The sequence below is a fragment of the Paracoccus cavernae genome (assembly GCF_042430175.1).
GTDB lineage: Bacteria > Pseudomonadota > Alphaproteobacteria > Rhodobacterales > Rhodobacteraceae > Paracoccus > Paracoccus cavernae.
On the sequence record NZ_JBHMDZ010000009.1, the window covers coordinates 1 to 26,418 of the forward strand.

The following is a 26,418-nucleotide window of genomic DNA, read 5'->3' on the forward strand; positions in this document are numbered from 1 at the left end:
TCCTCAGTCTCGTCGCCACAAGCGCTCGACACGCTTGTCGTTCACCTGCCACCCGGCATCCCGCAACAAGGCCGCAATCCGGCGATAACCTGAGCTGCCATACTGCCGAGCCAGCTCGATCATGTCGGCAACCAGGCGATCTTCATCAGCCCGACCTCGCGGTAGCTTGCGCTGCGTGGAGCGATGCTGGCGCAGCACGTGGCAAGCCCGACGCTCGGAAACGCCCAGCTCACCCCGGACATGATCGACACAGGCCCGGCGGCGAGCGGGGCTCAGAAGTTTCCCCGAGCCGCCTCCGTCAGGATCAGCTTGTCCAGCGTCAGATCCGAAACAGCACGCCTGAGCTGCTCATTCTCCTGCTGAAGCCGCTTCAGTTCCTTCAGCTGATCCACACCCATCCCGCGTTCGCCGTTGGGCTTGGACCAGTGGCGCCTTCAACGGCTCACTGTTTGCCCCAGCGGTAATAGGTCTGTTCGACGACACCGATCCGCCTGATCGCATCCAGACGGGACAGGCCTTGACCCATCAGAACCTCAACCTGCCGCAACTTCGACACAATCTCTTCCGGCTTCGGTCGCTTGTTTGCCATTCTTGATCCTCCGTTTCCTAAGCATAACGGCGGACCACTTCACGGGGGGAGGATCAGGTTTGCAATGTGCAAATGGCGGAGCGGAAGGCCGCCATTGTTCAGTCGCGATCTGTCGCGTGAAATCGCAGATATCCCTATGAAACCTCGTGTTTTATTGTGAGCCCCTGTTGCTGCCTGTTGCAATCTTTTGCGACCGAATGCATAGTCTTAGGCGGGTATGATGAGGGGCGTATATGCCGAGGGTTGCGAAAGAGCTGTCCGCACTGGATGTGAAAAGGTTGCAACACCCGGGCAAGGGGGGCAACTCGACCTTTGCGGTTGGTGGTGTCTCCGGACTTCTTCTCCAGATCACGCCGAACGGCGGGCGCACGTGGCTGTTGCGCGTGTCGGTCGGCGGGCGGCGCCGCGAGATTGGTTTGGGCGGCTTCCCCGATGTGACGCTGGCGCAGGCGCGCGATAGGGCGCGCGAGGCAAAGGACCAGATCCGACGCGGCATAGACCCCGTGGAGGAACGCAGGTCGGCTCGCGCGGCCTTGGAAACAGCTCGGCGGCGAGGTCTCACGTTCTCTGATGCGACGGACCGCTATCTCGATGCAAAGCTTGAAGCGTTCAAAAATGCCAAGCATCGCGATCAGTGGCGCAATACGCTCCAGACCTATGCCGTGCCCGAGCTTGGCAAGTTGCTGGTTGACGAAATTGCCGTGCAGGATGTGCTGCGCGTACTTGAGCCGATCTGGACTGAAAAGACCGAGACGGCCTCGCGCCTTCGCGGCCGCATTGAATCAGTGCTGTCTTGGGCGACGGTGGCCGGGCACAGGACAGGCGATAATCCGGCACGCTGGGCGGGCAACCTGAAAGAGCTTCTGCCCGCGCCCTCCAAGATCAAGCAGGAAGAAAATCACCCCGCCGTGCAGATTGACGATGCACCGCGCTGGTTTGCTGAAATCCGCGGGCGTGAAGGAATGGGGAGCCGGGCGCTTGAGTTCACGGCTCTGACGGCTGCGCGGTCCCGTGAGGTGCGCGGGGCGCTGTGGGAGGAAATCGACCTCGATAAAGGGCTTTGGATCATCCCAGCTGCGCGCATGAAAATGGACCGAGAGCATCGGGTGGCGCTGTCATTCGAGGCGGTCGAGCTGCTGCAAGCCCTCCCTCGCTTCGAAGGCAATCCGCTGGTGTTTCCCGCGCCGCGTGGCGGTGAAATGTCTGACATGACCTTGAGCGCGACCATGAAGCGTGTGCATGCGGCTGATGTGGATGCAGGGGGCAGGGGCTTTACGGATCGAGTGAATAAGCGCCCAGCCGTTCCGCACGGTCTGCGCAGCACTTTCCGCGATTGGGTTGCAGAGCGCACACACTTCCCCGGCGACATGGCCGAGGTCGCGCTGGCGCACAAGGTCGGGAGCGCGGTCGAGGCGTCATACCGGCGCGGGGACATGGTTGAGAAGCGCCGCGCTATGATGGCGGCATGGGCAGATTATCTGACCGGGAAAACACGGTCGGGAGCACAAGTAGTGAGGATTGGATAGTGGAAATATTCATTCGCGCTGAGGTAGCTGAGACGTGCTATCTTGATGAAGCAGCCCACTGGATCGCATTCGGAGTGGTGCCAACATTTTGGCCGGACGAGAATGGGCACGATGAAAGGCAAAACGTGGACGCGCACCTTGACCATCTAGAAGGGCTGGCTTCACCAACTTACTTTCCAATTGCCCCCATTGCGCATCGTTTCTTGGAACATGATGATGCAGCGGACTTCGCGCGGCACATGACTGAGTCTTACGGTCAAACAGTTAAAGAGGCGCGCGATGCGGTCGAGCTTCAAGTGGAACTGCATAAGAAGTACTACCCTGCTGCTGGTGACCCCGATTACGATCAAGATCGGCAGAACGAATTCGAGCGAGAATTAAGCGCCCTAGAAAGCGAGCTTGAGAGCGCAATGGCCATTGCGCCATTTCTAGCCGAGCTAGATCAACTTGTTGAGATAGCACGCAGCAAACTGTTCACCGCACTTGTTCAAGGAAAGCTAGCGGCGCGAGGTATCGAATTATTGCCCTCGCCTGATGATGGCCCAATGAGCGGGAGGTTTGGAGATATTCCAAGATCAGATTGGCGGATGTCTGATGTTGCGTGGCCGTTGAGCAACCTAGGTACCGGTGAAGACGAACAACCGAGGTGGATCGCGGCTCAAGTATCGTTCTCCGAACTCATGATGCTGGTTCCCCAGCCTGACATTGGGAAATCTCTAAGGACGCTTGAGGACTTCGGAGCGTGCCTCATTGCACGCAACGCTGAAAGTGAAGGTGAAGCCGTCATCAGTGCGCGGGCGACCAGTCGGGGCGCGCCTAAGCAAGGGGGCGGCCTTCTCGAGACTGCGCTGGTAATCGAGTTTGAGAGACGGGCAAAGGCTAAGGTACTGCCAGAAAAGCTTGAGTCAATTTGGGCGGAGGCGAGCGAATTCGTGAATAGAACGTTCGGCCAGCCGTTACCGCGTTCCACGGCTCAGCGGTATCTGAAACCAGTTCTTGAAAAGAACGGCATAAGCGGAGCACGCCCAGAAAGGCTGCCCAATTAAGCTGCCCAGAATGGTGTGAGGTTAGAATGACCAGTGTGCGTTTCTGGGCACCTTGCTCGGGCACGTTATCAATATTATGGGCCTGTCGTTGCATTCCCCCACTAGTTCTAGGGCGGCATATTGCCTCCAATCGCAATTGATTGGAGCGCATGGCAATGGCCGACACCTTCCTCGCCGACACCCAAATCGCCGCACGCTACGGGGTTCACCGCACAACCCCTTGGCGCTGGGCAAAGACTGATCCGAATTTCCCCAAGCCCGTAACCCTGACGCCCGGCTGTACCCGTTGGAAGCTCGCAGAGCTCGAAGCGTGGGAAGCTGCCAAGTCCGCAAATCGGGCAGCCGCATAAGAAACCGCCACCCCGAGGCAAGGGGCGGCGGTGCAACATTTGGCAGGTATCAGGATACCGCGAATATAGCGCGCGACGCTCTTGCCCGCAAGCATTGAGGCAAGGCATGACCTTCACCAAGCAATGGCCGGCACAGGCCTTCACGGTGCGCGATGGAGCAGACAGCCAGCGCACAATCATCACCAAGGGCCGCGACCGGTGGGCATTGGAAGCCCTGATGCAGGCAGGTCCTAAGGGCTGCACCCCGATCGATCACCCCGGCCCGCGCTGGTCGGCCTATGTCCACAAGCTGCGCGGTGCGGGCGTGGATATCGAGACGATCCACGAACAGCATGACGGCCCGTTCCCCGGCCGGCACGCCCGCTATGTCCTGCGCTCCAGCGTGTCTCTCGGCCGTGCGGGGTGTCACTGATGGATTTGGCAATCATTCCCAAGAACAGCCGCGAAGAGCTGCGCCTGACCGTTGACGACTTCAAGGGTGTGCAGCTGGTGAATCTCCGTGTCTGGTTCAAAGCAGAGGACGGCGAGATGCGCCCCAGCCGCAAGGGCGTGGCCTTCAAGCGCGCGCTCTTGCCGGACGTGCTGGCCGCGCTTCAAGCCGCGCAGCAAGGTGGTGAAGCATGAGCGCGCAGGATGAGCCCAGCGACGCCCAGAGGCGTTGACGTGACGCCAGATCCGCAGACGCTCAATGCGCTGTCCATGGCGAATGAGACCTATAAGCAGCTTGCCCCGAAGTCGGCACAAGCCCCCATCGTCGGCGAGATTGTGAAGCGAATGACCGGCGCATTCAGGACTGGCGAAAGTATACCTGCCAGCACAGTGAATTCATGGCGCTCTAGCCTTTCTCGGCTCACGGCCAGCAATGACGGCGCCACTCGCTCAGCAGCAATCGAGGCTTTGACTGCCTTGGATGATGCCATGAGTTCGACCCTGACCAGCTTGGGCCGCGCTGACGATGTTGCTCGCCTGGCGACCGCACGCGACCAATGGCGCAACTTCCTCGCGATCCAGAGGGCTGCCACCAGCGCTGGCGAGGAGGCGGCGGTCGGCATCCTCTCTCCTTCGGCGCTGCGCAATGCCGTCGTTCAGCAAGGCCGAGCCTCTTATGCTCAGGGTGGCCGTGGCGAACTAGGTGAACTCGCACGAGCTGCGGGGGGTATTATGAGGCCAATGTCCAACTCCGGAACCGCGCAGAACCTTCGCGCTATGGGGGTGCCCTATGTGGGCTGGACTGGTCTTGGTGCCGGTGCGGGTGCCATAATCGGTGGTGGCCCCGCTGGTGCAATTGCGGGCTCCATTGTCGGCTCGGCCGCGCCCGCTGCGCTGGGGGCTGCGAGGATGTCCGGCCCCGGTCAGGCGTGGCTCGCGAACCAGCTTGTCGGACGTGGCAGGCCCACGTTCACCACGAATCTGCTCGCGCCGCTTTCCCCAGCCACCATCGACATGCCGGGGCGTGGTGCTGGCAAGGGCTCGCCTCAGGGCGGAGGCGTGCTTGCGGAGCAGTTCGCGAAAAGGCTTCTGCGGGGAGAAACAAGTAAGAGCAGTGGGCGCTGATGCGCCCGCGCTGGGCGCCGCATATCTCACGTGTGCCTAATTGCACTGCCCAGCGCCTCGTTCTTTATCTGCGCGCGCGCTGGGCTTGATCGGGTGACCGAATAAGGCGTGGCCACGCTCCCCGCATTTCGGGAACGTGCCCGTTGAGCCGCCGCCGCACGCATTGCTGTTCGCGGCTGAAAAACACGAAAAAACACGAACCGCGCGTCAAAGAGGACGCGAGCACTCCAAAGGGGTCAGCTCCAGAGGCTCCTGAATATCCAAAGGCCTAACCGGCCTGTAACCCACGATTTAGGAGTGGAGCGATGCCAGCACCTGATCCAAGCGGCGTGACCATCGATCGGCAAGGCGGAGGCTTTAGCCTGCTGGTCGATACCTTCCTGCTGTCGGGCCGTACCCAGCGGATGGCGCGGGCTGGGCGGATCGCTCATAACTTGCGGCGCGATGGCTGGGCGTGTCTCTGGTGTAAGCGGCCCGTGCCGGAGTTCCGCCGAGCCGATGCCCTATACTGCTGTGAAGGATGCCGGAAGCGGGCAACGCGGGAACGGCTGAGCGGACTGAGAAACTGAGACCGGCTTACCAGCAAAGAAGGTTGCTTTTAACCTCGCAGCCCCAGAGCCTTCAGTCGTACCTGCATCGCGCGGGACGACACTGCACAGTTACGAGCGAGTTCTTTATAGTTATCCGCTGCTGGGTCATAGTGTGTTCGAAGAAATGTTGCGGGCATCAAAAGGTTTGCTGCGAACTGGTTGGCTTGCACCTCGTGATGAGGACGAATGCCGTCGTTGGCTTCTTCATAACCTTGGGCGTTAAATAGCCGGTCCAGGTGAGCGCCATCTGGAAGAAGGTCGCGATGCAGGAGGTAGTGGCCGAGCTCGTGCGCAGCTGTAAAGCGTCGGCGCTGGGGCCCCTCGCTAGCATTCACAGTTATAGTGAAGTCCGAACCATCCTTGTGGATACGGCCGGAGTTCTCCGACGGCATCGGAGCCTCAAAGTAGGTGAGTCCAAGCTCACGAATGAGTGCGTTGACCTCGACAGGCAGGTGAGCGGCGTACTTTTTGACAATAGCCATTTCATCGATCATCGGAGCCCTCCTCATCATCAAGTGCGGACATCATATCTGGAGTCGATGCCGCAGAGTTTCCAGTGCCATAACGTATGCCGGTGCTGTCAAGATAGTCCAAAGAGGCGCGCCTGGCTATAAGCTGAGCGCTTTCTCGAATCTCCGCCTTCACCTTCTCCAGCTCGACTTGGCCTTCGATCCTAAATTTCGCGAACTCGGCACGCGCTTCTTCTTCCGCAGCTGACTTTGCTGCGGATCTAAGAAGGAAGAACCCGCCCAGCGCACCGACCGCCAAGAATGTCTGTAGTACAGTAATGGAGACACCGATGGCGCTTATGTCTTTGATTTCGCTGCTGGTGTTCCAGTGAAGTAAAATTAAGAAAAAATTTAGCAGCCCCAATAGTAGAGAGGCAAATCCACAGCATTTCCAAGGATTCTCGTACCACGGGCAACCATTCGTAGTTTCTTTGCTCATGCCTGACTGCTCTGAAATTATGTAACGAATCCATATTCAAGGACATTTAATTGAAGTGAAATCAAGCCGCACGGGCTGTAATCATTTGGCTTGAATACGACAGGCCATAAAAGAGGCGGATCGCGGCGCGGTTGCCGGAGCGCTGCCGGCGCAATGCTGTGCCTCCGGAGATTAGGCCACTCGGCAGCCCCCGACAAATCCGATGTGAAGTGCGCCAAGAATTTGATATGCTGACCCAGAGGCCGGAAATGGCCTGACGGCTTGGTCATATGCCACCGTCCGACCGGTCAATGCCTGACTCAGCTCCGCGCCTCCTCGAGATGGAGGGTAAAGCAATGTCCACCGAAATAATTGGCAACCCGATCACTTGGGCCGCACGGCGCGTTGTTGGCGTGGGGCACGGCCTAGAGGCGGCTGTTGACGGGATTGGGGGCGTAGAGGTTGCGCAACCGGTCGTCAACACGATTGGAGCGCGAGAGGTCGGAATAGCCCTGAGCAAGGGCATAAGGGATCTAGCGGCATACCGATCAGACGTCATCGTCTTGGTGCTGCTTTATCCGGTGATCGGATTTGCGCTCTCTGTCTGGGCGCTTCAAGCGGGGCATTTGCATCTCTTGGTTCCATTGGCCGCCGGTTTCCCCCTCGTGGGACCGGTGGCCGCGACCGGTCTTTACGAGATGAGCAAACGTCGCGAGCAAGGGCTGGAGCCCAGCTGGGGCGTCGCGATGGATGCCTTGCGCGCGAGCGTCTTTGGCCCAGTGCTTACGCTTGGCGCCCTGCTCGTGGGGGTCTTTCTGCTTTGGCTCTATGCTGCCCATTCCATCTGGCTCGCCACGCTTGGGCCAGTGCCCTATGACAACATCTCCGCCTTGCTTCGTGACAGCTTCACGACCGAGGCAGGTTGGGAGATGATTGCGATGGGCGTTGGGGTCGGCGCCATCTTCGCTGCGGTTGTGCTTTGCCTGAGCGTCGTGTCTTTCCCGATGCTCGTGGACCGGCGGGTCGGCATCCCCTTGGCTCTGACAACCTCTCTCGCCGTTGTCCGCCGCAACCCCGGAACCATCGCGCTTTGGGGGCTGATTGTCGCTGTCTTGCTGGCTCTGGGGTCGATCCCGCTTTTTGTCGGGCTGATTTTCGTCCTGCCGGTGCTTGGCCACGCGACATGGCACCTCTATCGTGCCGCGGTGACATGGCCGTAAATGGAAGTGGATGAGGGCTAGAGCGCGCGGGCGGATCTGCATCATGCTTGCGCGCAAAGCGCCGACGCGCGAGGGCTAGTAGTGGTCGGCTGCCACTTCTAGCGCGACCGTCACAATCACCGTGCTGCCCTCATAGCGGAAGCTGAAGCGGCGTTGCGGCGAGGGCGCCACGTCGGCGATGTGCTCGCTCTCCGAAGATATGCCCAGCGCGAGAAGCACATTAGCCAGAGCGTGCTCGAAGTCTCGATCGTCACCAATGAACCGCAGTTTCGCGTGGGTCGTTCCGCGCAACTGTCGTGCCAGTAATGTAAGGGTCTGATCGTCCAGAAGCGGTGCGCCGTCGACGTTTTTATCAGCCATTGGGCCCATGCTCCAATCCAGCATTCAGGGCCTCAGTCTAGGTGGCTGTGTTCTGGGTTGCGAGGCTTGTACTGGGGCACGGGCGGAATGGTGCCGGTTGCGGGCGGGAAGGCCCCGATCGAAGGGAAAACAGGGCTAGCGTAGCTGCTGGGCCGGCTGAGTTTTGTCACCCCTTAGAAAGGTGATATCTAAAGCGCCAAACCGCCGGCTGTCAGTCGATCCCCTCTAGGCGTGGTGGCTTCGAAAGGGTGACAGTAAACCAGATCAAAGCGAACAGCCCAAATGTGATAGCTGAGGAAAGAAGGCCGCCAATGCTCGCGCTTGGCACTTCCAGAAAGCTAGCGATGGATGGGACGCGCAGGATGAAATCCCCTGGGTAGGTCCATATCCAGGAGATTGCGCCGGTCAGGTCTGACAGCGTGAAGCCGGGCTCGCAATTGAACTCAGTGATGCCGCCGCTTGGCCACAAAAAACGAGAGTGCCCTAAGGATTCTGACAACGCAGCGCATTCAGCCCATTTCATCGGCTTTCCCCTTAATCAGGGCGACACCACGCCCGAGTGCGGGCTGGCCAATATCTAAAAACTGGATGCCCCTAGCTTCTAAGGTTAGGCGAACGAGCTGAATTGTCGAGGCTTTGCCTTCGCCTTTGTCCAGTTTGTTGAGTGTATTGCGGTGCAATCCGGTAGCTTCCGCGAGCTCTGGGTTGCTGAGGCCTAACATGGCTTTCGCCCCTTTGAATTGATCTGGTGTCATAGTGACCTTTCTGTGCTGATAGCACCTTTATTGTGTTGACAGCATGTGCTGTTGATTGCATAGATATGCTAATAGCACAGGAATACCGCGACCATGAACTACAATCTTTCTTCGATCATGTCGGCCGCATGGGTCATTGCGCGGCGGTTCATCGGGAATGGTGAGTCTCTGCGGGCGCTCCTGCGCAGGGCGCTCAAGCAGGCATGGTATCAGGCCAAGGTAGCGGCGCAGATGGCCCGTAAAGCTGCCCAGCGCGTGCAGGTTTCGGCTTCGCAAGTCGAAGCAATGACCTATGCCGCTCTGGCAGAATGGGCCTTTGTGATCGAGTGCCAAGACCGGCTCTCGACCGCGGACCATGACCAGCTTGCCCTCATCCGCCACGCAATGGCGCAGCGAAACGACTAAGACGCTGGGCCTGCGTCCGGCGACCACCACCTGATAAAACTGGAGGAAACAGGATGAACGCGAATATCGCGAACGATACCGGCTTGTCTGCCGCGAGGCTTCACGAGATCAAGGACAGCCTTGTCCTCGCTCTGGATGCCAGCGAGCGCAGCAATGGATACAGCGTCCCCGAACGGGAGGCCCGAGCCTATATGCGCACGGCATTGCGCCACACGATCAAACTCATGGAGACTGCACAATGAGGGCTTCTGAAATCCTGCGTTTCACTGGGGACGCCCGCGAGGCCGCCGACGGGCTGGCTTACCATGTCTATGCGCTGCTACGTGTCGCGCGGCTGGCGCTGGAGAATGAAACCAGCGGCGAAGAGGTCACGCTGCATCGGGAGGCCAATGTGGCCTATGTGCTTGAGATAGCCGAGGCCCTTATGGCGACTGTGCATGAAGGCGTCGAGGAATTGGCCCGTGAGACCAAGCGCGGTCATTGGCGCAAAGGAGAAGCAGCATGACCACGAGCGCACTCAAAAAGCATGTGCAGAACCAGCAGAACTTGGCCTGCAAGTTGTCGGGCGTCCTTGAGGCACTGGAATCCCTAAACCTCGAAGGTGTGGCCGAGAGCGCTCAGACGGTCCTCATTGGGGTGGCACGGGCTATGGCCGATGAACTGAATGCCAACCTCGATAGCGTGAGCTTGCCGAGCTGACGGCGGCAACCGCACGGCTTCCAACTGCATGACAGCCCCGCCCAGCGCGGGGCTTTGCTTTTCCAGTACGGGGCTCCAAGGTGATGCGACAGGCGCAGAGCATCCAAAATGGACAAAGGCATGACGGACGAACACCCCCGCTCTTTTCGCGATCCGAATGTGGTAGCGCGGCGGCGCGCGCTGTTGTCGTCGCCGCACATGGGGCCGCTTGTCGAACTGACCAAAGAGTTGCGGGCCGAGGGCAGAGGCACTGTGCCTGATTTTGACCCAGCCGACGCGGGCGTAAATGCACGCATCCTGTTCCTGATGGAAAAGCCGGGGCCAATGACGGACGACCTCGCCTTGGTGGGCCGCGTCGGATCGGGTTTCATTTCGCGGGACAATGACGACCCCACGGCAGAAGCGATTTTCCATTTCATGCAGCAGGCAGGCATTTCGCGGCAGGAATCAATCCTCTGGAACACCGTGCCGTGGTGGAATGGCTCAAGACGGATCGAGGCCGCCGAACTCCGCGACGGGCTCGACCGCGTGGGCAAGCTCGCCGAGTTGTTGCCGAACCTGCGTGTTGTTGTCTGCGTCGATGGAAAGGCCCAGCGTGCAGCTCGGTTCATCGAGGGGCTTGGGCTTTCCTTCGTCCCCTCTGCGCACCCGTCTCCGATCAATCGCGCGGCGCGGCCTGCTGTCTGGCAAGCAATTCCCGATCAATGGGCGCAGGCCCGTGCTTTCATTTAGGGCTGGGGGGCTTGGCAGATGATGGCCAAGCAAGAGAGGGCCGAGCGCTTTTTTTCAGGCACCCTATCAGATTCGGTGTGTCGCGAATGTCGCGGGTGTCGCAATGTCGCAGCGCACCAGATCGGAGTGCCCGTGTAGCGGTTGCAGCGGATGTAGCGGCGTAGCAGATGCTCGACCCAATGGCGACATTCCAGCCGATCGGGCTTTTGTCGGGTTCTGTCGGTATGTCGGGTAAGCAAATGTCAATCGGCGTCATGCGCCAGATATGGCGTCTGGGCCGGCAGGGGGGAATCGTAAAGTCTGGGCCGATCCGGCTCGGGACCGGCGTCCACGGTCTCGGCACGCATCCGCAATTCAGGAAAAGCAGAGGATCGAGCGTGTCTTTAACAGCTTGGTCCGGCGCATGTCGCGAAAGTCGTGGGTGTCGCGGCGTCGCACATGGTCGGATCGCATTTGCCCGACGTGAAGGCACAGCCAGATCCAGCGCAAGGCGATGCCGCAATCTGTTGCAATCAAGCGCAAATTAGATGGCGGGCCCTATGGCGGGTATGACAGAAATTCTTCTGAAAAATTCAATAATATCAATGATAGGTGGCGGAGCGGAAGGGATTCGAACCCTCGAGACGGTTTCCCGCCTGCACCCTTAGCAGGGGTGTGCCTTCGACCACTCGGCCACCGCTCCGCTGACCCGTATATGCAGCGAGGTCGGGACAGACAAGGGCCTTTTTCGCACAATCTTCAGTTCGTTGATGAGCGTATCGCCGAAAGCCCCGATCTTGGTGGGGAGGAGGGATTTCCCGCGCGGGCAGGGCAGGGGGAGCCTTTGGAAATTCGGCGGCTGCCCGTGGTTTGCGGGCATCCGGACGGCTCCGGCTCAGGGGCCGAGCAGGTTGCTGGCTGCCTGTTCTCGCAAGGGCGCGGGGGCCTCGGGTGGTGAAGATTTGCGCCAGCCGCCCTGTTTGTAGCAGATCGTCGCAAGGATCAGGGTGGAGACCATGGCAACGGGGAAGCTCAGCCACAGGGCGTCGGGGCCCAAAAGGCCCTTCATGCCGACCGCAAATCCGACGCGTACCGGATAGAGCGCGATGATCAGAATCACCAAGGGGATGATCACCTGCCCGTTGGCGCGCATGGTCCCGAACAGGACCATCGAGACGCCGAACGCCAGAAACCCCCAGGTCGAGAGGCGGCTGATATGCGCACCGATCGACAAAGCCGGACTTTCCGGCCCCAGAAAGACCGACATGACCTGACGGCCGAGGAAAAAAAGCGCCACCACAAGCGCGCCGGTCAGCAGGATGTTGAAAATGATGCCCGAGCGGGTGATCTCGCCGACGCGGTCCCAGCGGCCCGCGCCGATGTTTTGCGCGGCCATCGCCGAGACCGCCGCACCGAGCGCCATGGCGGGCATCTGGACGTAGGTCCAGAGCTGCTGGGTCGCGCCGAAAGCCGCGGCCGTGTCGACGCCCTGACTGTTGACCATGGTCATCATCGTCAGCATCGAGCTGGAAACCACGATCATCTGGATGCCCATCGGAAGGCCCTTGCCGACCAGTTGCCGCAGGATATGCGGGCTCGGGACCAGGAACTTCAGATCCGCTCCGGTCAGGCGCAGCGGCAGCTTGCGGGCATAGATCGCGCAGAGCATTGCACCGAGGCTGATGTAGTTTGCCACCACCATCGCCAGCGCCGAGCCCGCGATTCCCATCTCCGGAAGCGGGCCGATCCCGAGGATGAAGAGCGGGTTCAGAACGACATCGAGCACTACGGCCATTGCCATGAAGATCAGCGGCGTCATCGAATCGCCGCTGCCGCGCAGGGCCATCATCAGCATGGTCTGGATCATCATCGCGGGCATGGCGACGAAGGTCACGCGCAGGAAATCATCGGCGAGCGCCAGAATTTCGGGCGGTGTCCCGAGCAGCGCGAGGATCTGTGGCGCGAGGATCCAGCCGATCGCCGAGACGATGACCGCAGCCGGCGCGAATGTCCCCATGGCGGTGCCGACGACTTGACGTGCCGAGCGCAGGTCGTTCCTGCCCACCGCCTGGCCGATCAGGATGGTCGAGGCCAGTCCGAAGCCGAAGACGAAGGCCGTCATCAGCATCATGACCAGAATGCCGTTGGTGGTTGCGGCAAGCGCTTGCTCGCCCAAAAGCCTCCCGACCCAAACCGCGTTGATCGAGCCGTTGGCGGATTGCAGAACCGAGGAGCCGAGGGTCGGAAGGGCGAAAAGCAGAAGCGTCCGGTTGATGGGGGCGGTGGTTAACGAATTGGCCTGTGACATATGCGGTTCTCGTCCCTCGTATCCGCGAAAAGGCCGGTGCCGGAGAAGCACCGATGCAGACACGCCGCCCGAACCTGTTCGCCAAGGATGAACGACCGGCGCAGGCTTCCGTTCCTTCCTTCCGGCATTGGGCGGCAAGACCTGACGGCGTTTGGGCATATTCCGGACAGAAAGGCCGGGAATACCCCTTAAGGTTGTATTTTTATGGGGTTTTCCGGTCGCGCGGCAGCAGCGCGGCGCGACCCGCGATATTCATTCGCTTTCGCTGCGGGTCACGAAAGTGCCGTTTGCGCGGCTCTCCCACCATGCGGGTGTGTCGCGGTTGAAACGGATCAGCGCATCCCAGCGGGCCGAGCTGTCGTCGATATGTTGCAAGTTGCCCCAGGAGCCGTGCTTGTTGTGCCGCCCGATATCCACAAAGGCGTTGAACATCGTGCCGCCCTGCGCTTTCCAGCCCGCCAGAAGCTCGGTGTAAAGCTGGCCCATACCCTCGCTTTGGTTCAGCCAGACGAAAAAGCCTGTCAGCTCTTCGTCATCTGCCCAAGGGCCGACGCCGACGACATGCGTGCCGCCTTCGTACATCACGAGACGCAGGCCGCGCTGGTCGGCGATCTTCTTGTGATAGGCGAAAGTGGAGAACAGCTCTTTGAGCGAGCCCGCCGGATCGCCGGAAACCGAGCCGTCGCGCAATTCGCGAATGGCGAGATCGCCGGCCAGATCGTAAAGATGCCCCGCAACATAGGCGTCTTTCGCGGCGCGGGTCAGACCGGCGGCATCGGCGGCAGACTCCGCGGCGGCGAGCGATTGCGCCAGCCATTCCTTGACCAGTTTCGGCTTGTCGTCGCGGCCCAAGCTTGCGTCGAAATAGCCGGTGATCGCATAGGAATCGAATGTGGCCGAGGGCAATTTGCGTCCCACTGCCATCTTGCGCCATGCGGGCGCATCAAGAATCGCCTCTTCGAGGCTGAGCCAGCCGGTCTGGGTCGAGATCACCTTGTGATAGCTTTGCGCAGGTTTCGGCCCATAGGTCTTGTCGATGATCTGCGCCATCTCGACCGATTTTCCGGCGTAATATTCGACCCATGCCGTGCCGAGATCGGGCCAGAGCGCCTGTCCCTGCTCATTGGCCCATTGCGCCTGCGGGAATTGCCAGTTCCAGACCTCGTTCGAATATTCGTACCAAGGCGTCAGCTTGGGATCGAGCTGGTCGCGGACATAGCTTGCGAACTGCTCGATATATTGCGGATCGGCAAGATGGGGCAGGGTGAACCACGGATCGGTTCCGGTCTCGTTGGCGAGCTTGACCATCACTTCGAGCGGCACGCCTGCCGGCCCTGCCCATGACGCATCCTGCGGCTCGGCGCGATCGGACCAATGCGCGACCGGCGAGCCGTTCGTCGCCATCCAGTCCATGAAGCGCAGCGCGCGCATGTCGCCGATCCGTGCCAGCCATGCGGGATTGAAGACCTGCCCCGCCGCGAAGCGGGCAAGATCGCGTTCATGGACGACCGAGATCTGCCGGATCGGGTTCTCGGGCGCGATCGCGCGCAGCTCGATCTGGACCATATTGCCGCCGTTGGGGCGATATTCGAAGTCGATCTCGCCCGGACGTGTCGCGATGACCCGCCCGCCCGAAATCGTGACCTCGCCCTCGCCTTGATAGCTCAGACGGTAGGTGCCGGCGCTCGAGACCATGCCCTCGGGCATCTCGGTCAGGATGAGGGTGCTGACATGGCTGACCCCCTCGGGCATGCGGGTGAGCCAGCCGTGCTCGTCGGTGGCCGCGGCCATGACCTCTTCGCTCGCGCCGCCCCATTGGCCGGGGAGGTGGCCGATCCAGGGGCGCGAGGTTTTGAAGACGTCGATGAAGGGCGATTGCGTCGACCAATCCGCAATACCGGCCAGCCCCATCGCGATCGAGGGATTGCCGACGGCAGGCGCGCGCACCGCAGTAGCATCTGCCCCATCCGCCTTGTCGGAGTTCGGGCTGCCCGACTGCCCCGACACCAATGGCGCGTCGGCGCTTGTTTCGGGGGTACGGGCCTGCGCCAGAACCATGCCCGCGGCATCGCCTTGTGCGGGGGCGCGCAGGGCGGGGGGGCTGGCCTCGACGGCGGCGGAAAGGGCAAGGGATGCAAGGATCATGATCGAAGCCTAATCGGGGCGCGGGGGGCGGAGAAGGGGACGAATGGACGCGGGTGGCGGGGAGCGCTGCGTCAATCTTTGCCGCAGGGCAGGCCAATGTGCCAGAGGGGCATTCGCCCTTTCCTTTCGTGACCTTGGGCGCGGCTTTCGCAAGGATAGGGCAAAGTTATTTCCTTTTGGTTTCCATTTGCCGTGCCATAAGCCGCACAACGAAAACATGTCTCCGCAAGCCGGAGCGGATGGCGTCCCGATTTCCCGCATTCGGCGGGCTGGGTGCGCGGAAGGAAAGAACGGAACGGATGCGGAAATTTCTGCGGATCGGGGCGCCGCTTGCGCTGGTGGCGGTGCTTGGGGCGGGTTGGTATGTCTATGGCCGCAATGATCAGGGCAGCGCCTTGCAGGTCATTACCGCGCCGGTCGCCCGTGCCACGATCGAGCAGACCGTGCTCGCCAACGGCACGCTCAAGCCCGCGCGGCTGGTGGCGGTTGGGGCGCAGGTCTCGGGGCGTATCACCTCGGTCGGGGTCGCTTTGGGTCAGGAGGTCAAGGCGGGCGATCTGATCGCGGAAATCGACAGCGTGACCCAGCTCAACCAGCTCCGCACCGCCGAGGCGGCCTTGGCGGGGGTGCGCGCGCAAAGGACCGAACGCGAGGCCAATCTTTCTCTGGCCGAGCGGACCTTTGCGCGCCAGCAGGAAATGGTGGCGCGCAACGCCTCGACCCGCGTCGATTTCGACAGCGCCGGCGAGCAGGTCGAGGTTCTCAAGGCCCAGATCGAGGCGCTGGATGCCCAGATCATTCAGGGCGAGGTCGCGATCGAGACCGCCCGCGCCAATGTCGGCTATACCAAGATCACCGCACCGATCGACGGCACGGTTCTGGCCATCGTCAGTCAGGAAGGCCAGACGGTCAATGCCAGCCAGGCCGCGCCGACCATCGTCATTCTGGGCCAGCTCGACCGCATGACCGTGCGCGCCGAGATCTCGGAGGCCGATATCGTGCGCATCCGGCCGGGGCAGGAGGTCTGGTTCAATATCCTCGGCGAGCCGGGCAAGCGCTATGGCGCGAGCCTCGAGACGGTCGAGCCCGCGCCGGAATCGATCCGCAACGACAGCAGCATCAGCACGAGCGCATCGGGGACGAGCACCTCGACGGCGGCGGTCTACTATAACGGCGTCTTTACCGTGCCGAACCCCGAGCAGGCCTTGCGCACCTATATGACGGCGCAGGTCTATATCGTTCTCGGTCGCGCCGAAAATGTGCTGACCGTGCCCTTCAGCGCCGTGACCGTGACCCCGACAGGGCGTCAGGGCGGCGGTGCTGAAGGGCGGGGCCGGGGCGGCAGGGGCGGCGGCGCCGCCGCTTCGGGCTCCGGTTCGGCGGAAGCAGGCGAGGCGCGTGACGGCGAGGGGCAGAGCGTGACCCAAGGCCGTGCCGCTACCGTTCAGGTTCTGGGCAGCGACGGGCAGATCAGCCGGCGCGAGATCGTCATCGGGCTGGACGACAAGGTTTCGACCGAGGTTCTCGCAGGCCTCTCGGAGGGAGAAGCGGTCGTGACCGGCGAGGGCGCGGGCCGGAGCGGAGGCTCCTCCGGCGGCTCGGGCCGGATGATGGGCCGCGGCGGCCCGCCGATGGGGCTGTAAAAATGGATCGCAAGCCATTGATCGAGCTGAAGGATATTCGAAAGGATTATCCGTCCGGCGAAGGTGTGACGACCGTGCTCAAGGGCGTGGATCTGGTGATCCGCGAGGGCGAAATGGTGGCGATTGTCGGGGCCTCGGGCTCGGGAAAATCGACGCTGATGAATATTCTGGGCTGTCTCGACCGGCCCAGCTCGGGCAGCTACCGGATTGCGGGACAGGAGGTGGCGCAGCTCGGCCCCGATGCTCTGGCGGCGCTTCGGCGCGAAAGGTTCGGTTTCATTTTCCAGCGCTATCACCTCCTTTCGGAGTTTTCGGCGCTCGGCAATGTCGAGATCCCCGCGATCTATGCCGGCGAGGCCCCCTCGGACCGGCGCGACCGCGCGGCGGCTCTGCTCGGGCGTCTGGGCATGGCCGACCGGACCGCGCATCGTCCGACACAGCTTTCCGGTGGGCAGCAGCAGCGCGTCTCGATCGCGCGGGCGCTGATGAACAACCCCGGCGTGGTGCTCGCGGACGAGCCGACCGGCGCTCTCGATTACCGCAGCGGGCAGGACGTTCTGGCCATTCTCGACGAGCTTCACGCCGAGGGGCGCACGGTGATCATCGTGACCCATGACCTCGCGATTGCGGAGCGGGCCGAGCGCATCATCGAAATCCGTGACGGAGAAATCATCGCCGACCGCAGGCCGGAGCGTCGGAACGTGGTTCGAGAAAACATCAATAACTCGGCGAATCACATTGAAAATAATGGTGATATATCGTCGAATCCGATCGACCCGCCGCGGGATCCATCCGCGCCTCGGCAGCCCAGCCGTTCGCCTGCCGATGTCCTGCCGCGCCGATTTGCCGAGATCCTGCGCATGGCGCTTTTGGCGCTCGGCGCGCATAAGTTGCGCACCTTCCTGACCATGCTCGGGATCATCATCGGCATTGCCTCTGTCGTGTCTGTGGTGGCTTTGGGGGCTGGTTCGCGGCAGAAGGTTCTCGCCAATATTTCGAGCCTCGGGACCAATACGCTCCAGATCTATGCGGGGGCGAGTTTCGGGGATATGCGCTCGGGCCGGATCACGACGCTGGTGGTCAGCGATGCCGAGGCGCTTTCGCGGCAAAACTATGTCGCGGCCGTGACGCCGCGCGTGCAGAGCTCGGGCACGTTGCGCTTCGACGCGACAGAGGCCAGTGCCCAGATCAACGGTGTGGGCGAGCAGTTCTTTGCCGCGACCGGCGCGAAGCTGGTGGCGGGAAGCCTGTTCGACCGTGCGGCCGTGACAGGGATGGCGCAGGATGTGGTGATCGACGAGAATACCCGCAACGCGCTTTTCGCGGGTGGCGGTGATCCGGTCGGTGCGGTTCTGATCTTCGACAACGTGCCTTTGCGCGTCACCGGCGTCATCTCGATCAGCGCGGGCGGGCCGGGAGGAGGCAGCCAGAATCTCGGGCTTTACGCGCCCTATACCACGGTGCAGGCACGGATTTCGGGCTCGATGGCGCTCAACAGCATCACGGTTCAGGTCGCGGATACGGTCGATACGGCCGTGGCCGAACAGGCGGTGACGCAGTTTTTGACCCAGCGCCACGGCACTACGGATTTCTTCATCATGAACACCGACGAGATCCGCCAGACCATCACCACGACCACCCAGACCCTGACGCTTCTGATCGCGGCGATTGCGGTGATCTCGCTGATTGTAGGCGGAATCGGGGTGATGAACATCATGCTGGTCTCGGTCTCCGAACGGATTTCCGAGATCGGGGTGCGCATGGCGGTCGGCGCGCGGCGTAGCGACATCATGCAGCAATTCCTGATCGAGGCGGTTCTGGTCTGCCTGATGGGCAGCTTGCTCGGCATCGCTTTGGCGCTTGGCTTCGGTGTGGTCTTCGGCGCGCTCAGCACCCAGTTCACGCTGGTCTATTCGGGTGCCTCGATCATTGCGGCTTTCGCCAGCTCCAGCCTGATCGGCGTGGTTTTCGGCTTCATGCCCGCCCGCAATGCCGCTCGGCTCGATCCGGTGGTGGCCTTGTCGGGCGCCTGATCACAGGTCGGCGCAAAGCGGCTTGGCGGCGGCTTTCGCGACGGTGAGCGCATCTTCGGGGGCGAGCGCGACCATCAGGCCGCGTTTGCCCCCGTTCAGGACGATCTCGGGCACGGCCAGCGCGCTTTCCTCGAAGGCGGTCGGGGCGGCACGTTTCTGGCCGAAGGGGCTGATGCCGCCGGTGTGGAAACCCGTCAGCCGTTCGGCCTTGTCGGGCGGCATCATCTGCGCGGACTTCCCGCCAAAGGCCGCCGCCACCCGCTTCATCGAGAGGCTGCGGTCGGAGGGGATCACGGCGCAGGCGGGCTTGCCGTCGACCTCGACCATCAGCGTTTTCAGCACCCGTTCCGGCGCGATCCCGATCGCTTCGGCGGCATGGAGGCCGATTTTGTCCTGCCCAGCGACATAATCATATTCGATCACGTGAAACGCGACCTTGCCCGCGTCGAGAGCCTTCGTGGCTGGTGTGGCTGTGCTCATTGCGGCGGCCTTTGCGCTTTTCAATGTCGTTTGCGCGAAACTGGCAAGAAGCGCGGTCAAGGCCAAGCGCGAAACGCGCATCAGCCATGAAAAAGGCCCCGCGATGCGGGGCCTTTGAAGCGGACGGTGCGGCGGGATCAGACTTCTTCGATCCGCAGCTCGACCGGCTCTCCTGTGATGACACCGGTGCGCGGCAAGGCCTCGATCGCGTGATCGATCGCATCGGGCGTGGTCTTGTGGGTCACGATCAGGACCGGAGCCGCGCCCTGCTGGTGGCGGTCGTTGCCGTATTGGCGCATCCGGTCGATGGAAATCCCCGCATCGCCCAGAACCGAGGCGACCTTGGCCAGCGCGCCCGGTTTGTCGGCGAGCTCGAGGCGCAGGTAATAGGCGGCCGGAACCGCGGTGCGTGCGGCCTGCGAGCTGAGCAGGGTGCTCGCGGGCTGGCCGAAGACCGGCAGGCGGACATTGCGCGCGATCTCGATCACGTCGGACATCACGGCGCTGGCGGTCGGACCTTCGCCCGCGCCTGCGCCGCGCAACACGATCTGGCCGACGCTATCGCCTTCGACCACGATCATATTGGTGCCGCCCTGCAATTGGCCGAGCGGGCTGTCCGCCGGCACGAGACAGGGCGACATGCGCTGCTCGAGCCCGCGCGCGGTCATCTGCGCCACGCCCAGAAGCTTGATGCGGTAACCCATATCGGCTGCACGGCGGATATCGTCGATCGAGACGCGCTCGATCCCCTCGATCTCGACGGCATTGAAGGCGGGTTTGGTGCCGAAAGCGATCGAGGCCAGCAGCGTCAGCTTGTGGCTGGCATCAATCCCGCCGACGTCGAGGGTCGGATCGGCCTCGAGATAGCCGAGCTTGCGGGCTTCCTCGAAGACCTCGGCATAGGGCAGCCCGGCGTTTTCCATCCGCGTCAGGATGTAGTTGCAGGTGCCGTTCATCACGCCCATGACACGGCGGATCTGGTTGCCCGCCAGCGATTCCGTCATCGCCTTGATGACCGGAATACCGCCGGCGACGGCTGCTTCGAACCGGATCAGGCGGCCGTTGGCTTCGGCCAGCTCGGCGAGTTCCTGACCATGGATCGCCAGAAGCGCCTTGTTGGCGGTCACGACATCCTTGCCGGCTTTCAGCGCGATGGTCATGGCTTCGCGGGCGATGCCCTCGTCACCGCCGATCAGCTCGACGAAAACGTCGATATCCTCGCGGGCGGCAAGGACACGGGCATCCGCCTCCCAGGCGTAATCCGACAGGTCGATGTCGCGGTTTCTGTGGCGGTCGCGGGCGGAAACCGCGGTGATCGCGATCGGGCGTCCCGCGCGCTTGGACAAAAGCGCGGCGTGGTTCTGGATGATTTTGACGGTGCCGGTACCGACGGTGCCCAGTCCGGCAATGCCAAGACGCAGCGGTTTCGGTTCGGACGCGGTGCTGTGGGAGGACATGGATCTCTCGTTATTTCAGCTTGATCGGGTGTTAGCGGAAGGCGCGGGCTGTTGCAACGCGCGCAAGACGGGGCGCAAGACCGGGCCCTGGGGGCTGTTGCGCAAAGACAGCGGAGGCCGCGGCGGAGGAGGGGACGACCTGCGGCGCGCGACGGCGTCAGCGGTCGATGTCGGGATCGTCGTCTTCGCCGACCCATTCCCCCGCAATCCCCGTCAGATGCATGATCGCGATGATGCGCCGGCCCGCCGCTTCGGCCTCGTGGCGCATCAGATCAAGCTCCGGCGCCGAAAGGTCCGCAGGCACGCTTTCGCCCTTCATCGCGACAAAGGCCGGACGCCAGCGCGTCTTCTCGGCGGTCGGGCTCCAGGAGGCATGGCAAATCAGGTTGCGTTGGTGCTTGAGGACAACCAGCCGGTCGTTGATCTCGTCGCGGTCGTCGATGCCCGGATGGCGGCGCAGCGCGCTGTCGAGCTGCTCGATCAAGGTGCCGAGGGAATCATCGGCGATATCGGTCATATGCTGGCGCCAGCGCGCCAATTCTGTCGCGGTCAGATCGCGGGCCAGCCGGACCCGCTCCAGCGAGAAAAGTGCCCGTTTGAGCACCTCCTCGAGCCAGCCGAAGGTCGCGACCGCCTGCCCCAAAGCAGCGGCGAAATCGGCGGGCAGCAGGTAATGGGTCTCGGGCGGTCGGTTCATTCGCGCCACAATTTCTCGACCCAGCTCACGGGGCGCAGATAGTGGCGGATGTGTTTGCCGAAGCTCTCGCGCCGGCGCCCGTCGAAAGCGGCGCGCAGATGGTCGAGCGGCGCACGATGCTCGTCGGCCTCGTCCCAGCGGCCAAGGATCGCATCGGGCGGATTGAGATTGCCGGGGAAGATGACGATCTTGGTGCCCTGCGGAATGCGCGCCTCGCGGAAATAGTTCAGCGGGAAGTTCGGAACGCAATGCATGCGGAAATGCGCGAGCCAGCCCTTGGGCCAGAACTTCACCCCGCCGGGCGCATTGCGGGTGACGAAACGCTGCTCGTATTTGAACTTGTCGGCGGCCGCCTGCGGATCGGCGCGGAAGATGTCCTGCAAGGGTTTCAGCTTGCCGACCCGCATCCGGTAGACCGAGGTCTGGCCCATCTTTTCCAGAGGCGTATTGGGGTTGAGTCCGAGGATCGTGTCGTCGGGATCGCCATAGCTGAAGAAATCGTCGAGATTGCCGGTGATGATGACATCGAGGTCAAGGAACAAAACCACCCCCTCGACATCGCCGAGATCGCCCCAAAGCCGCGATTTCGGCCATTTCCCCTTGGTCCGTTCGGGCGCTTTATAGTCGAATTCGGGCAGGGGCCTGACGGCGATATCAGGATGAAGCCCTTCGTCGCTGTCGGTAAAGCAATACAGCCGGAAGGGCGGGGTGATGTTGCGCGCGATCATGCCGTGCAGGCGGTTCACGAATTCGGGGCCGAACTTCGCGCCCCATTTGATGCAGATGATCTGTTTGACGGTGCCGTTGCGCCCGTCATTGACCACGTTGCCCGTTGCGTCAGCCCTCGCGTCGCTCATTGCGCCCCCGTTCGTATAAGGTCTCGACTCTTTCACAGCCCCCCCGCCAAGACAAGGCGGGGAAGGGGCTGTCGGCAATCGCGGGCGGGAATGCGGAACCCCGCCGATCCGACGGACCGGCGGGGCTTTCTTCATCATCCAAATACCCGAAGGCGGCAGCAAAACCGGCGTTTGGCCCGCCGGTCTAGTTAATGCGTGGCGGCAGGGCTTGCCCCGCCAATCCCGCGCCCTTCGGGTGTCAGCCCTTTCGCGTCGCGCGGATCAGATCCAGAATATCGCGTGCGGCCGAAGGGATGTTGGTGCCGGGACCGAAGATCGCCTTCACCCCCGCCGCTTTGAGGAAATCGTAATCCTGCTGCGGAATCACTCCGCCGCAGATCACGAGGATCTCTTCGGCGCCCTGTTCCTTCAGCGCGGCGATCAGCTTGGGCGCGAGCGTCTTGTGTCCCGCCGCCTGCGAGGAAATCCCCACGACATGGACGTCGTTGTCGATCGCATCCTGCGCGGCTTCCTCGGGTGTCTGGAACAAAGGCCCGACATCGACGTCGAAGCCGATATCGGCAAAGGCGGTCGCGATGACCTTGGCGCCGCGGTCATGGCCGTCCTGACCCATTTTCACCACCAGCATGCGCGGGCGGCGGCCCTCTTCTTCGGCGAAAGCCTCGACGTCCTTCTGGATCTGCGCGAAATCGGCATCGCCCTCATAGGCTGCGCCATAGACACCGGCGAGGGTTTTGACCTCGGCGCGGTGACGCCCGAATTCGTTCTCCATTGCCATGCTGATCTCCCCGACCGAAGCCCTTGCGCGTGCGGCCTCGACGGCCGCCTCCAGCAGATTGCCACCCTCGCGGGCGCGGCGCGCGAGTTCGGCCAAGGCGGCCTGACAGGCGGCCTCGTCGCGGCTTGCACGCATCGTGTTCAGCCGCGCGATCTGGCTTTCGCGGACCTTGACGTTGTCGATATCGAGGATGTCGATCGCATCCTCTTTCGCCAGACGGTATTTGTTGACGCCGACGATCACCTCTTCGCCGCGGTCGATCATGGCCTGACGGCGGGCGGCGGTTTCCTCGATACGCAGCTTGGGCATGCCGCTGGCGACCGCTTTGGTCATCCCGCCCATCTCTTCGACTTCCTCGATCAAGGCCCAGGCCTTCTCGATCAGCTCGGCGGTCAGGCTTTCGACGTAATAGGAACCCGCCAGCGGATCGACGACATGGGTGATGCCGGTTTCTTCCTGCAGGATCAGTTGGGTATTGCGGGCGATGCGCGCGCTGAAATCGGTCGGCAGCGCGATCGCCTCGTCCAGCGCGTTGGTATGGAGCGATTGCGTCCCGCCAAGCGCCGCCGCGAGCGCCTCGTAGGCGGTGCGCACGACGTTGTTGTAGGGGTCCTGCTCCTGCAGGCTCACGCCCGAGGTCTGGCAATGGGTACGCAGCATCAGCGAGCCGGGCTTTTGCGGATTGAACTCGGTCATGATGCGGTGCCACAGGAACCGCGCGGCGCGCAGTTTGGCGGCCTCCATGAACATGTTCATCCCGATCGCGAAGAAGAAGGACAGCCGTCCCGCGAAAGCATCGACATCCATGCCCGCATTCAGCGCGGCACGGACATATTCGCGCCCGTCGGCCAGCGTATAGGCGAGCTCCTGCACGAGGTTCGCGCCTGCCTCCTGCATGTGATAGCCCGAGATCGAGATCGAGTTGAATTTCGGCATCTCGTTCGAGGTGTATTCGATGATGTCGGCAATGATGCGCATCGAGGGTTCGGGCGGATAGATATAGGTGTTGCGCACCATGAATTCCTTGAGGATGTCGTTCTGGATCGTCCCCGACAAAACGGCGCGCGAATGGCCCTGTTCTTCGCCCGTGACGATGAAATTCGCCAGAATCGGGATCACCGCCCCGTTCATCGTCATGGAGACCGAGACCTTGTCCAGCGGGATCCCGTCGAAGAGCACCTTCATATCCTCGACCGAATCGATCGCGACGCCGGCCTTGCCGACATCGCCCTCGACGCGGGGATGGTCGCTGTCATAGCCGCGGTGCGTCGCGAGATCGAAGGCGACCGAAACGCCCTGCTGACCGGCGGCCAAGGCCTTGCGGTAGAAGGCGTTCGATTCCTCGGCGGTCGAGAAACCCGCATATTGCCGGATCGTCCAGGGACGGCCCGCATACATCGTGGCGCGCGGCCCGCGCGTGAAGGGCGCGATACCGGGCAGGCCGTTCATATGGGCGAGGTCGCGGGTGTCCTCTTCTGTATAAAGAGGTTTCACCGTAATCCCTTCCAGCGTCTGCCAGTCGAGCGTATCGGGATCCGCGCCTTTCAGCTCCTTGCTCGCCAGTTTGCGCCAGCCGTCCATCGAGGGTTTTGCCGTCTCGGTCATGTTGCATCCTTTCCCATACCCGTTTCGCACCTATATGGTTGGGGAAACGAGGCCGTGATGAAGTTCAGTCGATTGATTCTGTTGGCGGCAGTGCCGCTGGTTGCCGCAATGGGCGGGCAGCCCGATGCCGGAAGGGCCGGCAGCGGATATGTGCGCCCCGATCTGGGCGCGCAAAGCGCCACGGATGCGGGGATCGATCCCGTCGAGGCTCCGCTTGCCCAAGGCGCGCTCGAGGTGGTCGATGCCGCCGGCGTCGAGCCGGGGGCATATTTGTGGCAGGCGCGTCCGGTCGTCGTCTTTGCCGACAGCGCCGATGATCCGGCCTTCCGCACGCAGATGCGCATGATCGAGGCGGAGCCTGCCGGCTTGGTCGCGCGCGATGTCGTGGTGATCACCGATACCGATCCCGCCGCCAATTCGAGCTGGCGGCGCAGCCTGCGCCCCGAGGGGTTCTCGCTGGTCGTGCTCGACAAGGACGGGCAGGTCAAACAGCGCAAACCCGCGCCGTGGTCCGTGCGCGAGATTTCCCGCGCGATCGACAAAACGCCGCTGCGCCGGCAGGAAATCGGCCGCGCAAGGGTTCTGCCGTAAGATCCTGCCGCGCGTCGCGCTCCGGACGCATTTTCGCGGTTTGTACGGGCACAAGTTTCGTTGCGGTTAAGGCTCTTTGCGCGCAACATATTGCGCGAAGGGCCAAGGACCACTACCTTGATGGCGAAGGGTGCTTCCAATCCGCCCCGCTTCAAGTCGCCCTGCAAGGAGTTGACGATGCCCAAGTCGATGATCTCGCTCAAAGCCAAGGCTCCGGCCGGAACGCGTCCTGCGGATGCGCCTGCCGACAACCGCCAGCCGCGTGCGGCCGGCAAGCCTGCAAGCGCGACGGAACGGCTGGTCGAAAGGCTCGCCTCGGCGCGCACCGCCAATGAAATCACCAATGTCATCGGATTGAAGCCCATCAGAGGTCGCTCCGGTCCGAAGATCGCCTATTAAGGCGGTCGCGCATCTCGTTCAGCTCGACGGGCAGGGCGGATGCGATTCGTGCGGCTTCGCGCTGCTCGGCCCCATCCAGCAAAGCATCGATCGCCACCGAACCGCCGTTCAGTTGCGCGCTCAGCAGCGTCATGGCATAGCGCCCTGATTCGAGGGCCTCTTCGGTCAGCGACAGGTAATCGGCCAGCATATCCGCCGCCCGATCCGCATCGCTTTGCGCCTGTTCGCGGATATCGGCGGCAAAAGCGCCCATCACTGCCAGAAGCCGGTAATAGATCACCACCGGATCGATCACCCGCGCCGGCAGGACGTGGATATCGGCAATGACGGCGCGGAAAATGCGGTCGTTGGCCTCGGTCGGGATGGTCGGAATAAAGCCGCCGCGCCGCACGCGCTCGACCAGAGCAAAGCTTTCCTCGAAGGTCAGCTGCTGGTGTTCGAGCGCGACGACATGGGCGCGGATCTCGGCCAGAATGGCGCGCTGCAGATCCTCGACCCGCTCGGCGCGCAATTGCGCCGCCATCCGGCGGTTCTGGCGTCCGTTATAGATCCAGCCGACGACCGCGACCGAAGCCGCGACCAAAGCGCCCTGAACGGCAGGATTGAGCCAATCGTCGACGGGCGAGGGCATCAGACCGCCCCCGTCCGCAAGAAGCAAACCCGCAACCACGGATCCCGCCGCGCATCCGCAAG

28 protein-coding genes, 1 tRNA gene and 1 pseudogene are annotated in these 26,418 nt (G+C 62.4%); 15 read left to right on the plus strand and 15 right to left on the minus strand.

Features of this window, described 5'->3' with window-relative positions:
• Positions 1-6: 6 nt before the first annotated feature.
• Positions 7-589 (minus strand): annotated as a pseudogene (locus ACFFUC_RS08420) (IS3 family transposase); the annotation flags it as partial.
• A gap of 233 nt (positions 590-822) precedes the next feature.
• Between ACFFUC_RS08420 and ACFFUC_RS08425 the strand changes: the two are divergent.
• The 5 genes from ACFFUC_RS08425 (at position 823) to ACFFUC_RS08445 (ending at position 5,065) form a co-directional block, all read left to right on the plus strand.
• Positions 823-2,115 carry a tyrosine-type recombinase/integrase gene (locus tag ACFFUC_RS08425; RefSeq protein ID WP_377685319.1) on the plus strand — a complete coding sequence of 431 codons (1,293 nt, stop codon included), beginning with the start codon at positions 823-825 and terminating at the stop codon, positions 2,113-2,115.
• Complete coding sequence (locus ACFFUC_RS08430; protein WP_377685320.1) at positions 2,115-3,161, plus strand: hypothetical protein; 1,047 nt, start codon at positions 2,115-2,117, stop codon at positions 3,159-3,161. Before ACFFUC_RS08425 ends, ACFFUC_RS08430 begins: the two co-directional genes overlap by 1 nt.
• 456 nt (positions 3,162-3,617) lie before the next feature.
• Positions 3,618-3,923: a winged helix domain-containing protein gene (locus ACFFUC_RS08435; protein WP_377685322.1), complete on the plus strand. Its 306-nt coding sequence runs from the start codon at positions 3,618-3,620 to the stop codon at positions 3,921-3,923.
• Positions 3,923-4,135: a transcriptional coactivator p15/PC4 family protein gene (locus ACFFUC_RS08440; RefSeq protein ID WP_377685324.1), complete on the plus strand. Its 213-nt coding sequence runs from the start codon at positions 3,923-3,925 to the stop codon at positions 4,133-4,135. Before ACFFUC_RS08435 ends, ACFFUC_RS08440 begins: the two co-directional genes overlap by 1 nt.
• Positions 4,136-4,174: 39 nt before the next feature.
• Positions 4,175-5,065, plus strand: coding sequence for a hypothetical protein (locus ACFFUC_RS08445; protein WP_377685325.1), 891 nt, complete (start codon positions 4,175-4,177; stop codon positions 5,063-5,065).
• 598 nt (positions 5,066-5,663) lie between these two features.
• On the opposite strand, the gene ACFFUC_RS08450 is transcribed toward ACFFUC_RS08445, so the two are convergent.
• Positions 5,664-6,149 carry an ImmA/IrrE family metallo-endopeptidase gene (locus ACFFUC_RS08450; protein WP_377685327.1) on the minus strand — a complete coding sequence of 162 codons (486 nt, stop codon included), beginning with the start codon at positions 6,147-6,149 and terminating at the stop codon, positions 5,664-5,666.
• Positions 6,139-6,603 carry a hypothetical protein gene (locus tag ACFFUC_RS08455; protein ID WP_377685329.1) on the minus strand — a complete coding sequence of 155 codons (465 nt, stop codon included), beginning with the start codon at positions 6,601-6,603 and terminating at the stop codon, positions 6,139-6,141. Before ACFFUC_RS08455 ends, ACFFUC_RS08450 begins: the two co-directional genes overlap by 11 nt.
• A gap of 335 nt (positions 6,604-6,938) precedes the next feature.
• Between ACFFUC_RS08455 and ACFFUC_RS08460 the strand changes: the two genes are divergently transcribed.
• Positions 6,939-7,802 (plus strand): DUF2189 domain-containing protein, encoded by an 864-nt coding sequence (locus tag ACFFUC_RS08460; RefSeq protein WP_377685331.1) that lies wholly within the window; start codon positions 6,939-6,941, stop codon positions 7,800-7,802.
• A gap of 75 nt (positions 7,803-7,877) precedes the next feature.
• On the opposite strand, the gene ACFFUC_RS08465 is transcribed toward ACFFUC_RS08460, so the two are convergent.
• The 3 genes from ACFFUC_RS08465 to ACFFUC_RS08475 all read right to left on the minus strand — a co-directional run bounded on the left by ACFFUC_RS08465 (position 7,878) and on the right by ACFFUC_RS08475 (position 8,917).
• Positions 7,878-8,186, minus strand: a complete 309-nt coding sequence (locus ACFFUC_RS08465) for a hypothetical protein (RefSeq protein ID WP_377685332.1) — start codon at positions 8,184-8,186, stop codon at positions 7,878-7,880.
• A 187-nt stretch (positions 8,187-8,373) separates the two neighbouring features.
• Positions 8,374-8,685 carry a hypothetical protein gene (locus ACFFUC_RS08470; RefSeq protein WP_377685333.1) on the minus strand — a complete coding sequence of 104 codons (312 nt, stop codon included), beginning with the start codon at positions 8,683-8,685 and terminating at the stop codon, positions 8,374-8,376.
• Positions 8,672-8,917: a transcriptional regulator gene (locus ACFFUC_RS08475; protein ID WP_377685335.1), complete on the minus strand. Its 246-nt coding sequence runs from the start codon at positions 8,915-8,917 to the stop codon at positions 8,672-8,674. Before ACFFUC_RS08475 ends, ACFFUC_RS08470 begins: the two co-directional genes overlap by 14 nt.
• A gap of 93 nt (positions 8,918-9,010) precedes the next feature.
• Between ACFFUC_RS08475 and ACFFUC_RS08480 the strand changes: the two genes are divergently transcribed.
• From ACFFUC_RS08480 to ACFFUC_RS08500, 5 genes are all read left to right on the plus strand, one after another.
• Positions 9,011-9,322, plus strand: a complete 312-nt coding sequence (locus tag ACFFUC_RS08480) for a hypothetical protein (protein ID WP_377685336.1) — start codon at positions 9,011-9,013, stop codon at positions 9,320-9,322.
• A 53-nt stretch (positions 9,323-9,375) separates the two neighbouring features.
• The gene (locus ACFFUC_RS08485; RefSeq protein ID WP_377685338.1) at positions 9,376-9,564 is read left to right on the plus strand and encodes a hypothetical protein; all 189 of its coding nucleotides are present in this window, start codon (positions 9,376-9,378) and stop codon (positions 9,562-9,564) included.
• A complete protein-coding gene (locus ACFFUC_RS08490) occupies positions 9,561-9,827 on the plus strand; it encodes a hypothetical protein (protein ID WP_377685340.1) in 267 nt (88 codons plus the stop codon). Before ACFFUC_RS08485 ends, ACFFUC_RS08490 begins: the two co-directional genes overlap by 4 nt.
• On the plus strand, positions 9,824-10,021 hold the full coding sequence (locus ACFFUC_RS08495) for a hypothetical protein (protein WP_377685341.1): 198 nt from the start codon (positions 9,824-9,826) through the stop codon (positions 10,019-10,021). The genes ACFFUC_RS08490 and ACFFUC_RS08495 overlap by 4 nt, the downstream gene beginning before the upstream one ends.
• Positions 10,022-10,141: 120 nt before the next feature.
• Entirely contained in the window at positions 10,142-10,753 is a 612-nt protein-coding gene (locus tag ACFFUC_RS08500) for a uracil-DNA glycosylase (RefSeq protein ID WP_377685343.1), read from the plus strand.
• 592 nt (positions 10,754-11,345) lie between these two features.
• Here ACFFUC_RS08500 and ACFFUC_RS08505 read toward each other — a convergent pair.
• From ACFFUC_RS08505 to ACFFUC_RS08515, 3 genes are all read right to left on the minus strand, one after another.
• Positions 11,346-11,435: transfer RNA gene (locus tag ACFFUC_RS08505), tRNA-Ser, on the minus strand.
• A 192-nt stretch (positions 11,436-11,627) separates the two neighbouring features.
• Positions 11,628-13,040: an MATE family efflux transporter gene (locus tag ACFFUC_RS08510; protein WP_377685345.1), complete on the minus strand. Its 1,413-nt coding sequence runs from the start codon at positions 13,038-13,040 to the stop codon at positions 11,628-11,630.
• 252 nt (positions 13,041-13,292) lie between these two features.
• Complete coding sequence (locus ACFFUC_RS08515) at positions 13,293-15,185, minus strand: hypothetical protein (protein WP_377685347.1); 1,893 nt, start codon at positions 15,183-15,185, stop codon at positions 13,293-13,295.
• 299 nt (positions 15,186-15,484) lie between these two features.
• Between ACFFUC_RS08515 and ACFFUC_RS08520 the strand changes: the two genes are divergently transcribed.
• On the plus strand, positions 15,485-16,828 hold the full coding sequence (locus ACFFUC_RS08520) for an efflux RND transporter periplasmic adaptor subunit (protein WP_377685349.1): 1,344 nt from the start codon (positions 15,485-15,487) through the stop codon (positions 16,826-16,828).
• 2 nt (positions 16,829-16,830) lie between these two features.
• Positions 16,831-18,861 (plus strand): MacB family efflux pump subunit, encoded by a 2,031-nt coding sequence (locus ACFFUC_RS08525; protein ID WP_377685351.1) that lies wholly within the window; start codon positions 16,831-16,833, stop codon positions 18,859-18,861.
• On the opposite strand, the gene ybaK is transcribed toward ACFFUC_RS08525, so the two are convergent.
• The 5 genes from ybaK to scpA form a co-directional block, all read right to left on the minus strand.
• A complete protein-coding gene (ybaK, locus tag ACFFUC_RS08530; protein WP_377685353.1) occupies positions 18,862-19,341 on the minus strand; it encodes a Cys-tRNA(Pro) deacylase in 480 nt (159 codons plus the stop codon).
• A gap of 137 nt (positions 19,342-19,478) precedes the next feature.
• On the minus strand, positions 19,479-20,798 hold the full coding sequence (locus tag ACFFUC_RS08535; protein WP_377685355.1) for a homoserine dehydrogenase: 1,320 nt from the start codon (positions 20,796-20,798) through the stop codon (positions 19,479-19,481).
• Positions 20,799-20,955: 157 nt separating this feature from the next.
• Positions 20,956-21,495: a hypothetical protein gene (locus ACFFUC_RS08540; protein ID WP_377685357.1), complete on the minus strand. Its 540-nt coding sequence runs from the start codon at positions 21,493-21,495 to the stop codon at positions 20,956-20,958.
• Positions 21,492-22,352 (minus strand): glycosyl transferase, encoded by an 861-nt coding sequence (locus ACFFUC_RS08545; protein ID WP_377685359.1) that lies wholly within the window; start codon positions 22,350-22,352, stop codon positions 21,492-21,494. Before ACFFUC_RS08545 ends, ACFFUC_RS08540 begins: the two co-directional genes overlap by 4 nt.
• A gap of 238 nt (positions 22,353-22,590) precedes the next feature.
• Positions 22,591-24,735, minus strand: coding sequence for a methylmalonyl-CoA mutase (gene scpA, locus ACFFUC_RS08550; protein ID WP_377685360.1), 2,145 nt, complete (start codon positions 24,733-24,735; stop codon positions 22,591-22,593).
• Positions 24,736-24,792: 57 nt separating this feature from the next.
• On the opposite strand from scpA, the gene ACFFUC_RS08555 reads away from it, so the two are divergent.
• Together ACFFUC_RS08555 and ACFFUC_RS08560 are read left to right on the plus strand one after the other, a co-directional pair.
• On the plus strand, positions 24,793-25,326 hold the full coding sequence (locus ACFFUC_RS08555; RefSeq protein WP_377685362.1) for a DUF4174 domain-containing protein: 534 nt from the start codon (positions 24,793-24,795) through the stop codon (positions 25,324-25,326).
• Between the two features lie 177 nt (positions 25,327-25,503).
• Positions 25,504-25,725 (plus strand): hypothetical protein, encoded by a 222-nt coding sequence (locus tag ACFFUC_RS08560; protein WP_377685364.1) that lies wholly within the window; start codon positions 25,504-25,506, stop codon positions 25,723-25,725.
• Here ACFFUC_RS08560 and ACFFUC_RS08565 read toward each other — a convergent pair.
• Complete coding sequence (locus ACFFUC_RS08565) at positions 25,691-26,356, minus strand: hypothetical protein (RefSeq protein WP_377685366.1); 666 nt, start codon at positions 26,354-26,356, stop codon at positions 25,691-25,693. The two genes, ACFFUC_RS08560 and ACFFUC_RS08565, sit on opposite strands and share 35 nt — an antisense overlap.
• Positions 26,357-26,418: the final 62 nt, after the last annotated feature.

Coding starts and splice junctions, on each gene's coding strand:
- ACFFUC_RS08520 (WP_377685349.1), top strand. CDS start 15,485: ATGCGGAAATTTCTGCGGATCGGGGCGCCGCTTGCGCTGGTGGCGGTG.
- ACFFUC_RS08455 (WP_377685329.1), bottom strand. CDS start 6,603: ATGAGCAAAGAAACTACGAATGGTTGCCCGTGGTACGAGAATCCTTGG.
- ACFFUC_RS08555 (WP_377685362.1), top strand. CDS start 24,793: ATGAAGTTCAGTCGATTGATTCTGTTGGCGGCAGTGCCGCTGGTTGCC.
- ACFFUC_RS08450 (WP_377685327.1), bottom strand. CDS start 6,149: ATGATCGATGAAATGGCTATTGTCAAAAAGTACGCCGCTCACCTGCCT.
- ACFFUC_RS08495 (WP_377685341.1), top strand. CDS start 9,824: ATGACCACGAGCGCACTCAAAAAGCATGTGCAGAACCAGCAGAACTTG.
- ACFFUC_RS08500 (WP_377685343.1), top strand. CDS start 10,142: ATGACGGACGAACACCCCCGCTCTTTTCGCGATCCGAATGTGGTAGCG.
- ACFFUC_RS08460 (WP_377685331.1), top strand. CDS start 6,939: ATGTCCACCGAAATAATTGGCAACCCGATCACTTGGGCCGCACGGCGC.
- ACFFUC_RS08540 (WP_377685357.1), bottom strand. CDS start 21,495: ATGAACCGACCGCCCGAGACCCATTACCTGCTGCCCGCCGATTTCGCC.
- ACFFUC_RS08565 (WP_377685366.1), bottom strand. CDS start 26,356: ATGCCCTCGCCCGTCGACGATTGGCTCAATCCTGCCGTTCAGGGCGCT.
- scpA (WP_377685360.1), bottom strand. CDS start 24,735: ATGACCGAGACGGCAAAACCCTCGATGGACGGCTGGCGCAAACTGGCG.
- ACFFUC_RS08480 (WP_377685336.1), top strand. CDS start 9,011: ATGAACTACAATCTTTCTTCGATCATGTCGGCCGCATGGGTCATTGCG.
- ACFFUC_RS08435 (WP_377685322.1), top strand. CDS start 3,618: ATGACCTTCACCAAGCAATGGCCGGCACAGGCCTTCACGGTGCGCGAT.
- ACFFUC_RS08525 (WP_377685351.1), top strand. CDS start 16,831: ATGGATCGCAAGCCATTGATCGAGCTGAAGGATATTCGAAAGGATTAT.
- ACFFUC_RS08425 (WP_377685319.1), top strand. CDS start 823: ATGCCGAGGGTTGCGAAAGAGCTGTCCGCACTGGATGTGAAAAGGTTG.
- ACFFUC_RS08560 (WP_377685364.1), top strand. CDS start 25,504: ATGCCCAAGTCGATGATCTCGCTCAAAGCCAAGGCTCCGGCCGGAACG.
- ACFFUC_RS08465 (WP_377685332.1), bottom strand. CDS start 8,186: ATGCTGGATTGGAGCATGGGCCCAATGGCTGATAAAAACGTCGACGGC.
- ACFFUC_RS08515 (WP_377685347.1), bottom strand. CDS start 15,185: ATGATCCTTGCATCCCTTGCCCTTTCCGCCGCCGTCGAGGCCAGCCCC.
- ACFFUC_RS08475 (WP_377685335.1), bottom strand. CDS start 8,917: ATGACACCAGATCAATTCAAAGGGGCGAAAGCCATGTTAGGCCTCAGC.
- ACFFUC_RS08490 (WP_377685340.1), top strand. CDS start 9,561: ATGAGGGCTTCTGAAATCCTGCGTTTCACTGGGGACGCCCGCGAGGCC.
- ybaK (WP_377685353.1), bottom strand. CDS start 19,341: ATGAGCACAGCCACACCAGCCACGAAGGCTCTCGACGCGGGCAAGGTC.
- ACFFUC_RS08440 (WP_377685324.1), top strand. CDS start 3,923: ATGGATTTGGCAATCATTCCCAAGAACAGCCGCGAAGAGCTGCGCCTG.
- ACFFUC_RS08470 (WP_377685333.1), bottom strand. CDS start 8,685: ATGAAATGGGCTGAATGCGCTGCGTTGTCAGAATCCTTAGGGCACTCT.
- ACFFUC_RS08485 (WP_377685338.1), top strand. CDS start 9,376: ATGAACGCGAATATCGCGAACGATACCGGCTTGTCTGCCGCGAGGCTT.
- ACFFUC_RS08510 (WP_377685345.1), bottom strand. CDS start 13,040: ATGTCACAGGCCAATTCGTTAACCACCGCCCCCATCAACCGGACGCTT.
- ACFFUC_RS08535 (WP_377685355.1), bottom strand. CDS start 20,798: ATGTCCTCCCACAGCACCGCGTCCGAACCGAAACCGCTGCGTCTTGGC.
- ACFFUC_RS08545 (WP_377685359.1), bottom strand. CDS start 22,352: ATGAGCGACGCGAGGGCTGACGCAACGGGCAACGTGGTCAATGACGGG.